15 protein-coding genes are annotated in these 13594 nt (G+C 71.4%); 1 reads left to right on the forward strand and 14 read right to left on the reverse strand.

The features are described from left to right. Positions 1 to 78: 78 nt before the first annotated feature. The 8 genes from BZB76_RS14800 to BZB76_RS14840 all read right to left on the reverse strand — a co-directional run bounded on the left by BZB76_RS14800 (position 79) and on the right by BZB76_RS14840 (position 7549). Positions 79 to 492 (reverse strand): DUF3040 domain-containing protein, encoded by a 414-nt coding sequence (locus BZB76_RS14800; protein ID WP_121435489.1) that lies wholly within the window; start codon positions 490 to 492, stop codon positions 79 to 81. A gap of 147 nt (positions 493 to 639) precedes the next feature. After that, positions 640 to 1902: a DNA polymerase IV gene (locus tag BZB76_RS14805; protein WP_121434946.1), complete on the reverse strand. Its 1263-nt coding sequence runs from the start codon at positions 1900 to 1902 to the stop codon at positions 640 to 642. Continuing rightward, on the reverse strand, positions 1892 to 2653 hold the full coding sequence (locus tag BZB76_RS14810; RefSeq protein ID WP_121434947.1) for a methyltransferase domain-containing protein: 762 nt from the start codon (positions 2651 to 2653) through the stop codon (positions 1892 to 1894). Before BZB76_RS14810 ends, BZB76_RS14805 begins: the two co-directional genes overlap by 11 nt. Positions 2654 to 3467: 814 nt before the next feature. Then, on the reverse strand, positions 3468 to 3884 hold the full coding sequence (gene nusB, locus BZB76_RS14820; protein ID WP_121434949.1) for a transcription antitermination factor NusB: 417 nt from the start codon (positions 3882 to 3884) through the stop codon (positions 3468 to 3470). Further along, positions 3884 to 4441 carry an elongation factor P gene (gene efp, locus BZB76_RS14825; RefSeq protein ID WP_121434950.1) on the reverse strand — a complete coding sequence of 186 codons (558 nt, stop codon included), beginning with the start codon at positions 4439 to 4441 and terminating at the stop codon, positions 3884 to 3886. The genes nusB and efp overlap by 1 nt, the downstream gene beginning before the upstream one ends. Before the next feature lie 33 nt (positions 4442 to 4474). After that, positions 4475 to 5560, reverse strand: a complete 1086-nt coding sequence (locus BZB76_RS14830) for a M24 family metallopeptidase (protein ID WP_121434951.1) — start codon at positions 5558 to 5560, stop codon at positions 4475 to 4477. A 178-nt stretch (positions 5561 to 5738) separates the two neighbouring features. Beyond that, on the reverse strand, positions 5739 to 6788 hold the full coding sequence (locus tag BZB76_RS14835) for an LLM class F420-dependent oxidoreductase (RefSeq protein WP_121434952.1): 1050 nt from the start codon (positions 6786 to 6788) through the stop codon (positions 5739 to 5741). Between the two features lie 89 nt (positions 6789 to 6877). Beyond that, the gene (locus tag BZB76_RS14840) at positions 6878 to 7549 is read right to left on the reverse strand and encodes an enoyl-CoA hydratase-related protein (protein WP_121434953.1); all 672 of its coding nucleotides are present in this window, start codon (positions 7547 to 7549) and stop codon (positions 6878 to 6880) included. 125 nt (positions 7550 to 7674) lie between these two features. Between BZB76_RS14840 and BZB76_RS14845 the strand changes: the two genes are divergently transcribed. Next, a complete protein-coding gene (locus BZB76_RS14845) occupies positions 7675 to 8250 on the forward strand; it encodes a TetR/AcrR family transcriptional regulator (protein ID WP_121434954.1) in 576 nt (191 codons plus the stop codon). 162 nt (positions 8251 to 8412) lie between these two features. Here BZB76_RS14845 and aroQ read toward each other — a convergent pair whose 3' ends face one another. The 6 genes from aroQ to bar all read right to left on the reverse strand — a co-directional run bounded on the left by aroQ (position 8413) and on the right by bar (position 13572). Next, on the reverse strand, positions 8413 to 8862 hold the full coding sequence (gene aroQ, locus BZB76_RS14850) for a type II 3-dehydroquinate dehydratase (RefSeq protein ID WP_121434955.1): 450 nt from the start codon (positions 8860 to 8862) through the stop codon (positions 8413 to 8415). Then, positions 8859 to 9926, reverse strand: coding sequence for a 3-dehydroquinate synthase (aroB, locus tag BZB76_RS14855; RefSeq protein ID WP_121434956.1), 1068 nt, complete (start codon positions 9924 to 9926; stop codon positions 8859 to 8861). The genes aroQ and aroB overlap by 4 nt, the downstream gene beginning before the upstream one ends. After that, a complete protein-coding gene (locus BZB76_RS14860; protein ID WP_121435490.1) occupies positions 9923 to 10429 on the reverse strand; it encodes a shikimate kinase in 507 nt (168 codons plus the stop codon). Before BZB76_RS14860 ends, aroB begins: the two co-directional genes overlap by 4 nt. Positions 10430 to 10440: 11 nt before the next feature. Beyond that, entirely contained in the window at positions 10441 to 11619 is a 1179-nt protein-coding gene (aroC, locus tag BZB76_RS14865; RefSeq protein ID WP_121434957.1) for a chorismate synthase, read from the reverse strand. A 69-nt stretch (positions 11620 to 11688) separates the two neighbouring features. Continuing rightward, positions 11689 to 12387, reverse strand: a complete 699-nt coding sequence (locus BZB76_RS14870) for an SseB family protein (RefSeq protein WP_121434958.1) — start codon at positions 12385 to 12387, stop codon at positions 11689 to 11691. Positions 12388 to 12465: 78 nt separating this feature from the next. Further along, positions 12466 to 13572 (reverse strand): barbiturase, encoded by a 1107-nt coding sequence (gene bar / locus BZB76_RS14875; RefSeq protein WP_121434959.1) that lies wholly within the window; start codon positions 13570 to 13572, stop codon positions 12466 to 12468. Between the last annotated feature and the right edge of the window lie 22 nt (positions 13573 to 13594).

Raw genomic sequence — 13594 nt, forward strand, 5'->3', positions numbered from 1 at the left:
CTCACCCTGGATACGCGTTCGTCCCGGCCCACGGGACGAACCCGTGTACGGCCGGGACGATCAGAACTCGGGGAGGGGTCAGTCGCCTTCGGTCCTGCGGCGCCAGCGCTCTTCCATGCGGTCCATGAAGCCGGTCTTGGCGGGCCTGGACGGGCCGCCCCGTCCGACCTGACGGCCTCCGCCGCCACGCGCGGCCTCGTTACCGATGCCGGTCATCCGCTTCCAACTGGTCAGCGCCCAGACACAGCACACCACCATCAGCAGGAAGCCGGTGACGCTGACCGCGATGGTGACCGTGCCCTCGTTGATCACGAGACCGGCCATCAACGCGCCGACGCCGACGACGAAACCCAACGCCGCCTTGACGATCCTGCGCTTGTAGTGGACCTGCGGGCTGGTCGAGCGAACCGCGTGAGCGAACTTCGGATCCTCGGCGTACAAGGCCGATTCGATCTGTTCGAGCATGCGCTGCTCGTGCTCAGAGAGCGGCACGGCACCTCCCAACGACAGCCCCGCGGCGGGGAATCCGATGCAGGACGCGAACGTCAACGGTGATATGCCCAGAATACGAGCACTGTGCCGCGCACGAAAGCGAACGGTCCCCTGAGGACCCGGCGCCGGTCACCTCACAGCCTTCTTTCATTGTGTTCCGTCCCTGCCGTCACATGAGTCACCGTCGGTCGGCCGGACCAGTGCGGCGGGGCGCACCGCTCCACCGCCGAACCGGTGTGCGACCTGGTCCATGGCTCGCTCGGCCTCACGCCAACCGCGTTCCGGCTCGTCGAAGGCGAGCTGGCGGGGGGCCGCGCCGGCCGGTCCCAGGTTCTCCACCCGGATCCCGACCAACCGGAGTCGTACCCGTTCCAGACCGGCCCCCTCATAGAGCTCACATGCTGTGATATAGATCACACGTGCGAGATCGGTCGGTTCCGGAAGCGTCCGCGCCCGCGTGATCGTCTTGAAGCTCGCCATCCGGAGTTTGACGCTGACCGTCCGGCCCGCGTTCCCGCTCGCGCGCAGCCGAACGCCGACCTTCTCCGCCAGCCGCAGCAGCTCCCGGCGGATGACCTCCGGGTCGTCGACGTCGATGTCGAACGTCTCCTCGGCGCCGATGCTCTTGTCGGGTGAGTGCGGAACGACCTCGCGGGGATCGCGCCCCCAGGCCAGCTCGTGCAGGTGCGTGCCCACCGCGGCGCCGAGCTCGCGCCGCAGCGTGTCGGGCGGCACCTCGGCGAGCTGCCCCACGGTCCGCAGCCCGAGCCGGGTCAGCGTCTCCTCGGTCCGCTCGCCGACACCCCAGAGGGCCGCGACGGGCAGCGGGTGCAGGAAGTCGACGACGCCGTCCGCGGGCACGACGAGCAGCCCGTCCGGCTTGCAGTGGGTCGAGGCCAGCTTCGCGACGAACTTGGTGCTCGCGATCCCGACCGAGCAGGTGATGCCCTGCTGGTCACGGACCTGCTCCCGGATCATCCGGGCGATCTCGGCGGGCCATCCGAGCCGCCGTCCGGCGCCCGCCACGTCCAGGAACGCCTCGTCCAGGGACAGGCCCTCCACCAGCGGCGTCACCGACCGGAAGAGTTCGAACACGGCGGCGGAGACACGGGAGTACTTGCCGTGGCCGACCGGAAGGACGACGGCCTGCGGGCACAGCCGCCGCGCCCGCGACATCGGCATGGCCGAGTGCACCCCGAACCGGCGGGCCTCGTAGGACGCCGCGGACACCACACCGCGCGGCCCGTCCCCGCCCACGATCACCGGACGGCCGCGCAGCTCCGGCCGCTCCAGCAGTTCGACGCTGACGAAGAACGCGTCCATGTCCACATGCAGGATGTGGCAGCCGGTGTCGTCGGCGGGCGGACCGGGTTGCGGCCCCGGCCGGTGCAACTGCTGCTTACGGCTCACGGCCCGTCCCCGCCGGGCCCTCCGACGTGGGGACCAGGTCGGCCACCAGGTGCAACTGGGTGGCGAGGTCACGCAGGACGGGATGGACCGCCGCGACCGACTCCAACGCCAGCAACGCGTCGGCGGAGTCGGCGTCGCCGTCCAGCAGCCCGCTCGGCACCAGGTCGGTGAAGATCCGGACACCCTGCAACTCCGAGACCCGCAGCCCGGCGTCGCGCGCCAGCGCCGACAGCGTCTCCCGCGTGAACCTGCGGGGCATCCGGTCGCCCTCGCCCCACCGCCCGGACGGGTCCGTCAGCACCCGGCGGGCATCGTCGAAATGCCCCGACAGCGCGCGGTGCAGCGCGGCGGCGATCTGCCCGGCGACCAGAACGCTGACCGACCCGCCGGGCCGGACCGTTCCGGTCAACGCGGCCATCGCCGCGCGGGGATCGTCCACGAACTCCAGGACGCTGTGGCAGAGCACCAGATCGGCGGCGTCCGGGCCGAGCAGGTCGGGCAGGTCGACGGCGTCACCCTGCACCGCCCGCACCTTCACCCCGGACTCGGCGGCCCGCCGTTCCAGCGCGGCGAGCGCGTCGGGGTTGGCGTCGACCACGGTGACCCGGTGCCCGAGCTCGGCGAGCGGCACCGCGAAGCCGCCGGTGCCACCGCCGACGTCGACGACGTCACTGTGCCCGGCCGCGGGCGCGATGCGATCGAGAACCCCCTGAAGGGCGTCCCACAGCACCGCGGTATGTCTGACCGCCATTTCCCTCCCTACTTATTGCATTTCACTCCTCCTTCGGGCGCTGGGCGCCCTCCATCGTCGTGAAACGCGGGCGATCGCTGGCATCGCTTCGGCTCGCCTTGCGGCTCGCTGCGCGATCAGGTTCTCGCTTCGCTTGAATCTGCCTTCGGACGCGATCGCAGTGGTCCAGGTTGTCGCGGGGTTGCGGAGGCGGGCTGAGGTCGTTGTGCTGTGTTCATTGCAGTGCACTCCTCCTTCGGGCCCGGAGGGCCCTCCATCGTCGTGAACTGCGGGCGATCGCTGGCATCGCTTCGGCTCGCCTGGCGGCTCACTTCGCGATCAGGTTCTCGCTTCGCTTGAACCTGCCTTCGGACGCGATCGCAGTGGCCCAGGTTGTCGCGGGGTCGCGGAGGCGGGCTGAGGTCACTGTGTCTATTGCCTTTTCACTCCTCCTTCGGGCGCTGGGCGCCCTCCATCGTCGTGAAACGCGGGCGATCGCTGCATCGCTTCGGCTCGCCTGGCGGCTCACTTCGCGATCAGGTTCTCGCTTCGCTCGAACCTGCCTTCGGACGCGATCGCAGTGGTCCAGGTTGTCGCGGGGTTACGGAGGCGGGCTGAGGTCATTGTGTCTATTGCCTTTTCACTCCTCCTTCGGGCGCTGGGCGCCCTCCATCGTCGTGAAACGCGGTGCGATCGCTGGCATCGCTTCGGCTCGCCTTGCGGCTCGCTGCGCGATCAGGTTCTCGCTTCGCTCGGACCTGCCTTCGGGCGCGATCGCGAACCCTGAGGTCGTCGCGGGGTGGCTGGGGTCGCTGGGATCCATGCCTACGCCAGATTACAGGGAGAGGGAGGGCTTCAGTTGTTGGAAGCGGGACAGTAGACCGTTGATGAAGCGCGGGGACTCGTCGGTGGACAGTTCGGTCGCGAGGGCGACGGCTTCGGAGATCGCGACGCCGTCGGGGACGTCGTCCACCCACAGCAGTTCGTAGGCGCCCATCCGCAGGATGTTGCGGTCGACGGCGGGCATCCGCTCCAGCGTCCAGCCGGTCGCGTAGGTGGCGATCAGGTCGTCGATGCGTTCCCGGTTCTCCTGGACGCCCTCGATCAGCCGGACGGCGTGCGGGTACTCGGCGAGCTCGTCCCGGTTGGGACGGCCGCGGCCCGCGAGCACCGCCGTCGGCTGTTCCTCTCGCAGCTCCGCCGCGAACAGGACGTCCAGCGCGAGTTTCCGGGCTTTCGTCCTGGCGGCCATCAGCCCCGGCCGAGGTACTCGCCGGAGCGGGTGTCGACCTTGACCTTCTCGCCGGTGGTGATGAACAGCGGCACCTGGATCTGCGCGCCGGTCTCCACCGTGGCGGGCTTGCTGCCCCCGGTGGAGCGGTCGCCCTGCAGGCCGGGCTCGGTCTCGGTGACCTCGAGCACGACGGCCGCGGGAAGCTCGATGTACAGCGGGTTCTCGTTGTTGAAGGCGATCACGGCGTTCTGCTCGGGGAGCAGGTAGTTCGCGGCGTCGCCGACGACGGCCGCCGAGATGTGCGGCTGGTCGTAGGTCTCGGTGTCCATGAAGACGAAGTCCTCGCCCTCGCGGTAGAGGTACTGCATCTCGCGCTTGTCAACGCTGGCCACGTCGACCTTGGTGCCCGCGTTGAAGGTCTTGTCGACCACCTTGCCGGACAGCACGTTCTTGAGCTTGGTGCGGACGAACGCGCCGCCCTTGCCGGGCTTGACGTGCTGGAACTCCAGGACGGTCCACAGCTGGCCGTCGAGGTTCAGCGTCATGCCGTTCTTCAGGTCGTTCGTCGTCGCCACTTGGCTGTTCTCCCGGTCGCGGGCCCGCGCGTCCTAGAGGACGAGCAGGTCCTTGGTGGTCGTGGTGAGGATGTCCGGGGCGTCCGCGCGGACCACGAGTGTGTCCTCGATGCGGACCCCGCCCCGGCCCGTGAGGTAGACCCCCGGCTCCGCCGTGATCGGAACCCGGTCCCTCAGCTTACCGGTCTTGTCGTACCCCAGGAACGGGTCCTCGTGGACCTCCAGGCCGACGCCGTGACCGAGCCCGTGGGTGAAGGCGTCGCCGTGTCCGGCGGCGGCGATGACGTCGCGGGCGGCGGCGTCGACGGCCTTGCTCTCCGCGCCCGGGACGGCGGCGTCGATCCCGGCCCGCTGCGCGCGGCGGACGAGGTCGTAGACGTCGCGCTGCCAGGCGGCGGGCTCGCCGATCGCGACGGTCCGGGTCATGTCGGCGTGGTAGCCGCCGTACAGGGCGCCGAAGTCCATGGTGACGAGGTCGCCGTTCTGCAGCTCGCGGCCGCCGGGACGGTGGTGCGGGACGGCGCCGTTCGGGCCGGACGCGACGATCGTCGCGAACGCGGGCCCCTCGGCGCCGTGGTCGACCATGGCCCGTTCGAGCGCGATGGCGACGGCCCGTTCGGTGACCCCGGCGCGGATCTCGCCGAGGACGGACTCGAACGCCCGGCAGGTGATGGCGCACGCCTCCCGCAGCAGGGCGATCTCCTCCTCGTCCTTGACGAGCCGGAGTTCCTCGACCGGGCGGCCCGTCGGCGTCAGTTCGACCCCGGCCCGTTCCGCCTGTTCGGTGAGGTGGGTGTGCTGTTCGACAGTGATGTCGTGGGCCTCGAAGCCGAGCCGGGTGCGGCCGTCCCCGGCGGCCCTCGCCAGTAGTGCGTCCGTCACGTGACGGTCGATGAGGAGGGGCAGTTCCGGGCAGACCCGTTCGGCCGTCCCGGCGTACCGGGCGTCGGTCGCGAGGACGGCGGGTCCGTCTGCCGGGACGAGCAGCGCGGCTCGGGAGCTGTCGAGGCCGGTCAGGTAGCGGACGTTCACCAGCCGGGTCACCAGCATGGCGTCGGCGTCGCGTGCGGCGAGGAGCGCGGCCAGCTCGCGGCGCCGCGCGGTATGCGTCTCCCCCATGGTCGAACTCTAGATCAACGGTCGGGGCGCGCGGGGATCGGTCCCGGTGCGATCCGACGTGAACGAGCCTCGACTTCGGCCCGGGGCCTGGCTAGCGTGATCGACGGTGCGGGCGCCCGTACCGGGCGGGAGGCGTGCCGGGGCGCCTGCGGCACGCCTCCCGCCACCCGTCCGTCCGTCACAGGTCGGCGGCCATCTCCTTGACCTGTTCGATCAGTGCGAGGCGGCCCTTGTGGTCGCCCGCGATCGGGGTCACGTTGAGCGTGGTGACCCCGGACTCCTTCATCGCGGCGAGCCTTTCCCGGACGTGACCCGCGGAGCCGACGAGCGAGATCTTCTCCAGCAGTTCGTGCGGGACCTTGGCGGCGGCCTCGTCCTTCTTGCCGTCGAGGTAGAGGTCCTGGATCTCCTCGGCCTCCTTCTCGTAGCCGTACCGGCGGGCGAGGTCGTTGTAGAAGTTCCGGCCCTTGGCGCCCATGCCGCCGATGTAGAGGGCGGCCATCGGGCGGCCGAACTCCAGGAAGCCGTGCGCGTCGTCGCCGATGGCGAGCGCGGCCTGGCCGACGACGTCCAGTTCGCCGAGGGCCGGGTCGCGGCGGGCCTTCCCCGCGGCGAGGGAGGCGCCCCAGACGTCGGCGGCCTTCTCCGGCATGTAGAAGATCGGCTCCCAGGCGTTGGCGATCTCCGCGGTCTGCTCGACGTTCTTCGGCCCGATCGCGGCGACCATGATCGGGATGTCGGCGCGGACCGGATGGTTGATGAGCTTGAGCGGCTTGCCGAGCCCGGTGCCGCGGTCGGCGGGCAGCGGCATCGTGTAGTGCCTGCCCTCGTGGCGGAGCAGCTCGCGCCGCCACACCTTCCGGCAGATCTCGATGATCTCGCGGGTGCGGCCGAGCGGCGCGGTGTAGGGAACGCCGTGGAAACCCTCGATGACCTGGGGTCCCGACGCGCCGATGCCGAGCGTGAACCGGCCGTCGGACACGAAGTCCAGCCCGGCGGCGGTCATCGCCATCAGCGTCGGGGTCCGCGTGTAGAGCTGGAGGATCCCGGAGGCGATCTCCAGCCGCCGGGTCTTGGCGGCGATGTACCCGAGCTGGCTCACGGCGTCGAAGCTGTACGCCTCCGCGACGTACACGACGTCGAGGCCGGCCTTCTCGAAGTCGGCGAGCTCCTCGACGGTCTGCTTGAACCCGCCGTCGGAGTAGCTGAGCGCCATCCCGATGCGCATCGGCGTCCCTCCATGGACCGAATGTCGTTCCAGCCGACGGTAACCTACCTCGGCGGTCCCGCGGCGACGCGGGGGCCGGTCGGAGGCGTTCAGGAGGCCGCCAGCGCGGGGCCGTTCAGGGCGTCCAGCGCGGGTCGGTGCAGGTCGGCGCGGATCCTCGCGACGACCTTGCCATCCTTGCCCGCCAGCGACGCCGCCCACGCGACGGCACCGGGCAGGACCTCGTCCGCGGCGGCGGTGCGCTGGACGATCCCGGCCGCCAGCGCCTCCCCCGCCGGGTACCGGCGGCCGGTGATCATCGCCTCGTGCGCGGTGGCCGTCGACAGCCGGGAGCGGATCAGCGCGTTCATTCCAGGGGTGAAACCAAGCCCGAGGTCGACCTCGGGCAGGCAGAAGAAGCCCCGGTCGGTGCGCATGACCGCGAAGTCGTGGGCGAGCGCGAGCATGGCGCCGCCCGCGAACGCGTGCCCGTTGAGCGCCGCGATCGTCGGCATGGGCAGCGACAGGACGCGCGCGTACAGGCCGTGGACGCGGCGCAGGTAGTCCTCGAAGCGGTCCGGGTTTGCGCCGAGCCAGTCGAGGTCGAGCCCGTTGGAGTAGAACCTGCCGGTGCCCACGGTGACGAGCGCGCCCGGCCCGTCGTTCTTCTCCACGGTGTCCAGCGCGTCCTCGACGGCGTCGAGGAAGTCCGGGCCGAAGCGGTTCTCACCCGCGTCGAACCGCAGGACGTACACGTCTCCGTCACGTTGAAGGTCGATCACGACGTTCCCCTTTCCCTCCCAGCCGAATGGCCTTCGGTATGACGTCCATCATGGACCAGATCGCTCTTCTATGACCGTCGTCATGGTTGATGCGCCAGGCTTATGATGAATGTCATACTTGGTTCATGGGGAGCGACAGCCGGGAGCGCATGGTCCGCAGCGCCGCCTCCCTCTTCCGGGAGCGCGGCTACAGCGGCACCGGGTTCCGCGAGGTCATCGCGCACAGCGGTGCGCCGCGCGGGTCGATCTACCACCACTTCCCGCACGGCAAGGCGCAGCTCGCCGAGGAGGCCGTCCGCTACGCCGGCGACTTCCTGAACGCGGGCATCCTCGCCGCCACCGAGGGCGGCGACGCCGCATCCGCCGTGGACGCGTTCGTCGGCTGGTGGCGCCAGGTGCTGATCAAAAGCGGTTTCCGCGCGGGCTGCCCGGTCGTCGCCGTCACCGTCGAGAGCCACGACGACGCGCCGCAGCTCGCGGCGGCGGCGGCCGCCGCGTTCGACCGCTGGCAGGACACCCTCGCCACCGGCCTCGGCAACGCGGGCGTCCCCGACGACCGCGCCGGACGGCTGGCCCGCCTCATCGTCGCCGCCGTCGAGGGCGCGACGATCCTGTGCCGCGCCCACCGCGACGTCGCCCCCCTCGACGACGTCGTCGCCGAACTGAAGGCCCTGGCCCGCGAGGCCGCCCAGGAGTCCTAGAGCCTGTTCCGAGGAGGCCATAGCCCCGCCCGAACACCTGACCCGCCCGACGCAGCGATGCCGGAGGCGAGCGGAGCCGGACGGATCGCGAAGCGATGCGCGTTCGCACAGGAACGGTCACGCAGCAAGCCGCAAGACGAGCGCAGTGGGCCGGGCCTGCAATTAATTACGCGCGTTCTCCGCGATGAGTTCGGCGATGGCCTGGAGGGCTAGGACGTACGACATCATGCCGAAACCGGCGATCGTGCCGGTGGCGACTCCGGCGACGACGGAGGTGTGGCGGAACTCCTCGCGGGCGGCCGGGTTGGTGATGTGGACCTCGACGAGCGGGGCGGTGCGCTGGGCGACCGCGTCCCGCAGCGCGTACGAGTAGTGCGTGAAGGCGGCGGGGTTCAGCACCACCGGGACGTGTCCGTCGGCGGCCTCGTGGAGCCACCGCAGCATCTCGGCCTCGTCGTCGGTCTGGCGGACCTCGACGCTCAGGTTGAGGCGGCGTCCGGCGTCCCGGCACAGGGCGGCCAGTTCGTCGAAGGTCGTCGTTCCGTACTTCTCGGGTTCGCGGACGCCGAGGCGCCGCAGGTTCGGGCCGTTCAGAACGAACACGGGGGTCATCGGCCGATCTCCCGGTAGGCGGCGGCGAGCAGGTCCTCGTCCGGACCCTCCAGGCGGCCTGGCTCGGCGATGCCGTCCAGGACGACGAACCGCAGCGTCGATCCGCGTGACTTCTTGTCGATGCTCATGGTGGCGCGCAGCCCCGGCCAGTCGGCGGCGTAGGAGACCGGCAGGCCGACGGAGGTGAGGACGTCCCGGTGTCGTCGCACCGCCTCGGCGGGCAGCCGTCCGGCTAGGCGCGCCAGTTCCGCCGCGTACACCATGCCGATGGCGACGGCGTGGCCGTGCCGGAACCGGTAGTCCTCCGCCTTCTCGATGGCGTGCGCGAGCGTGTGCCCGTAGTTGAGGATCTCTCGCAGGCCGCTCTCCCGCAGGTCGGCGGACACCACGTCCGCCTTGACCTGGACGGCGCGTTCGACCAGTTCGCGGGTGTGCGGGCCGTCCGGGGACGCGGCGCCCTTCGGGTCGTCCTCGACCAGGTCCAGGATCACGGGGTCGACGATGAATCCCGCCTTGATGATCTCGGCGAGACCGCTGATGTAGTCCTCGCGCGGCATCGTCACCAGCGTGGCCAGGTCGCACACCACCCCGGCGGGCGGGTGGAACGCGCCGACGAGGTTCTTGCCCTCCGGGATGTTGATGCCGGTCTTGCCGCCGACGGCCGCGTCCACCATGCCGAGCAGCGTCGTCGGGACGAGCACGGCCGGCACCCCGCGCAGCCACGACGCCGCCGCGAACCCCGCGAGGTCGGTGGTGGCGCCGCCGCCGACGCCGACGACGACGTCGGTCCGGGTCATGCCGAACCGGGCGAACGACGACCACAGACCGGCGAGGACCCCGGCCTCCTTGGCGGCCTCGCCGTCCGGGACGGGCAGCGCGTGCACGACGTATCCGGCCTGTTCCAGGGCGCCGCACACGGGCCGGGCGATCTCCGGGAGCCCCGCGGCGTGCACGACGGCGACGGTCCGGGCGCGTTCGCCGACCATGCCGGGCAGCTCGCCGAGGACGCCCGTCCCGACGACGACGTCGTAGGGTGCGGCGCCGCCCACACGGATCCGCGTCACGCGTCCTCCAGGGCCTTGGTGATCTCCGCCACGATGTCGGCGGGTTCCCGGCCGTCGGTGTCGACGGCGACGGTGCCGAGCCGCTCGTAGATCGGCAGGCGCTCCTCCAGGAGCTTGCGCATCTGGCTGCGCGGGTTCAGCACGAGCAGCGGCCGCGCCGACGCGAGCCCCACCCGCTTGATCGCCTCCGACAGTCCGACCCGCAGGTAGACGACGGTGTGCCCGGCGAGCAGCTCCCGGGTCTGCGCCGCCAGGACGGCTCCGCCGCCGAGCGCGACGATCCCCTCGTGTTCGGTGAGCGCCGCCGCGACGGCCGCGCGTTCCATCTCGCGGAACCGCTCCTCGCCGTCGTCGATGAAGATCTCGCCGATCGGTTTGCCCGCCGCGGTCTCGATGTCGGAGTCGGTGTCGCGCAGCGCCACGCCGAGCCGTTCGGCGAGCGCCGCGCCGATCGTGGACTTGCCGGATCCGGGCGGCCCGATGAGCACGGCCTTCGGTCGCATGGTCGTCCCGTTCACTTGACGGTCAGTGAGGACAGGTATCCCCGCGCGTTGCGGGCGGTCTCCTCGGCGGAGTCGCCGCCGAACTTCTCCAGCGCCGCGTCGGCGAGGACGAGCGCCACCATCGCCTCCGCGACGACCCCGGCGGCGGGCACGGCGGTCACGTCGCTGCGCTGGTTGATGGCCTTGGCGGGCTCGCCGGTCCGCACGTCGATGGTGTCGAGACGGCGCGGGACGGTCGAGATCGGTTTCATCGCGGCCCGGACCCGCAGTACTTCTCCGGTGGTCATGCCGCCCTCGACACCGCCCGCGCGGTTCGTCCGCCGCCGGACCCCGTCGGGCGTGGCGTCGATCTCGTCGTGCGCCCGCGAGCCGGGACGACGCGCGGTGGTGAACCCGTCGCCGAGTTCCACGCCCTTGATCGCCTGGACGCCCATCAGCGCCCCCGCGAGCCGCGCGTCGAGCCGCCGGTCCCAGTGGACGTGGCTGCCGAGGCCGGGCGGCAGGCCGTAGGCGAGGACCTCCACGACACCGCCGAGGGTGTCCCCTGCCCGTTTCGTCTCGTCGATGTGCGCGACCATCTTCGCGGACGCGTCGTCGTCGAAGCAGCGGACCGGGCTTTCGTCCACCCGCGCGAGGTCACCGGGTTCGGGCAGGACGCCCGCCGGTGCCTCGACCTCACCGAGCGCGATCACGTGGCTCAGGACGTCCACGCCGAGGGTCTGCTTGAGGAACGCCTTGGCGACGGTTCCGAGCGCGACCCGTGCCGCGGTCTCCCGCGCGCTCGCCCGCTCCAGGACGGGCCGCGCGTCGTCGATGCCGTACTTCTGCATGCCGACCAGGTCGGCGTGGCCGGGCCGCGGCTGCGACAGCGGCGCGTTCCGCGCCTGGACCTCCAGGACGGCGGCGTCCACGGGGTCGGCCGACATGACCGTCTCCCACTTGGGCCACTCGCTGTTGCCGACCTCGATCGCGACGGGCCCGCCGAGCGTCCTGCCGTGGCGGACCCCGCCGATGACCGTCACCCGGTCCTGTTCGAACTTCATCCGGGCGCCCCGCCCGTGGCCGAGCCTGCGGCGGCGCAGCTCCTCGGCGATGTCGTCCGAGGTCACGCGCACACCGGCCGGGAGCCCCTCCAGAATCGCGGTCAGGGCAGGCCCGTGGGACTCACCGGCGGTCAACCATCGCAGCATGCCCCCGATCCTATTGAGTCCACGCCACCACCCGTGACGGCGGAACCCGCCCTGGAGAGGACATGCGGTTCAGGCGCGGCGCGTCACGCTCAACTCGACGCCGCCGACGATGTGGCCGCGCAGCAGTTCGGCGAGCCGGTCCGACACTCGCTGCACGGTACGGCGCTCGTCATGGCCGGGGACGATGGAGAACCGGACGGCCAGCTCCGTCGACTCGCCCTCGCTGACCCGGACCCCGCTCACCGCCTGGTCGGTGCCGAACGCGGCCTCGACTGCGGCGAGCACGTCGGGGTCCTCGTGCGGGGGCGGAACCGGACGGCCCTCGGCCAGCATGTGCAGGCGCATCCCGTCCACGGCGAACGGCACCGGCCCCGCCACGTCGACGACCAGCGCGTCGGCGCCCTCGTCCAGGGTGGCGCGGCAGGCCTCACTGGCACGGACCGCCACCGGACGGGCGTCGGCCCGCCACGCCTTCATCGTCTCGACGCAGGTGAAGCCGAGGACGCCGCGCCGCCCGTCGTCGCCGATCAGTGTGGGCAACGCCATGTCGCTCGACTTCTCCCGGCGCAGCCCGCCGGGCGGCGTCTCTTCCTCCTCGGTGAGGACGGCGACGATCGGCACCAGCAGCCGCACGCCCCGCAGCCGCCGCAACACCGTGTGCGCGGCGACGCGTCCCGCCGCGTATCCGGCGAGCGCCTCGCACAACCGCGGGTCGGCGGTGCCGTCGTCGTCGGGGAACTGTGGTTCGGGAATGGTCAGTCCGGGCACGGCTGGAAGGCTATAACCTTCGGCGACCGCGGTGGGCGACTATTCGCGCACTCTCCGCACTCTCCGCGTCCGCGGCGGTCAACCGAGGTCGGCGATGGCCGCGACCGTGCCGCCGCCGGACGGCCCCTGATGCACGGCGGCGACCGACACGAACACGGCCGGGTCGCCCGTCACGGACGCGGCGACACCGCCGACGCACGCCTTGATCTGCCGGTGCCAGTGCACGTCGGAGTCGTCCAACATGATGTTGCGGCGGCCCCGCACGTGACCGCTCGGGTCGGCCTCGCACTTGATGAACACGTTGACGAGCCGGTCGCCGAGGTCGGACGCCCGCGGCCGTTCCGGCAGGTCCAACCCGGTGGATCTGATCGCGTCCCAGATGCCGTCGGCGTCCAGCGCGTCCTTCATCACCCCGTGCCCGGCGCGGTACCGGCCGCCGATGCCGCGCACGTTCCCGACCACGACGATCTGCGCCCGGTCGAGTTCCACACCCGACGAGCACGACGCCACCGACGAGTACAGCGACAGGTCCCGGTGGATCCGGTCGGCGGACGGCGGTTGGATCTCACCCAGCGCGACCGCGATACCGAGCGCGGTGGTCGAGTTGGAGATGTCCATCGACGCGAGGGTGTCGTCGGTGACGACGTCGTGGCCGCGTGTCCTGGCGTCGTTGATGGTGTCGAGCGTCAGCAGCGGTGTCTTCGTCTGGACGTAGTGGACGTCGGCCGGGTCGTCGATCCCGGCGGTCTTCATGGCCTCCCGGACCCCGGCGGCGACGGTGTCGACCATCGTCGGACGGCCGATGTCCTCCGGCAGGATGATCTCGCTCATCGCGACGCCGACGGACAGGCGCGGCTCGTCCGTCGGCGTCACGGTCGCCGGGTCGACGGCGGCGAACACGGTGGCGTGCGGGCTGAGGACGCCGTCGGTGCCGCCCGACCACACCAGCGGGACGCGCCCCACCTCGTCCGCCGTCCGCGTCCCCCGGGCGACCAGCACCTCACGGAACGCGCGGTCGGCGAGCAGCCGCGTGTAGTCGTTCACGCCGCCGTTGCCCTCGGTCTTGCCGACCACGGCGAGAACCCGGTCGGCGTTCAGGACACCGTCGTCGATCAGCCGGGCCAGCCCGGACGCGTCGGTCACGCTCTCGATGGGGATCTTGCGGACTTCGATCGGATCAGGCACGGCGACACTCCTCGGCAGCTGT

This window comes from Actinomadura pelletieri DSM 43383, from assembly GCF_003634705.1.
In the GTDB taxonomy this organism is placed as follows: domain Bacteria; phylum Actinomycetota; class Actinomycetes; order Streptosporangiales; family Streptosporangiaceae; genus Spirillospora; species Spirillospora pelletieri.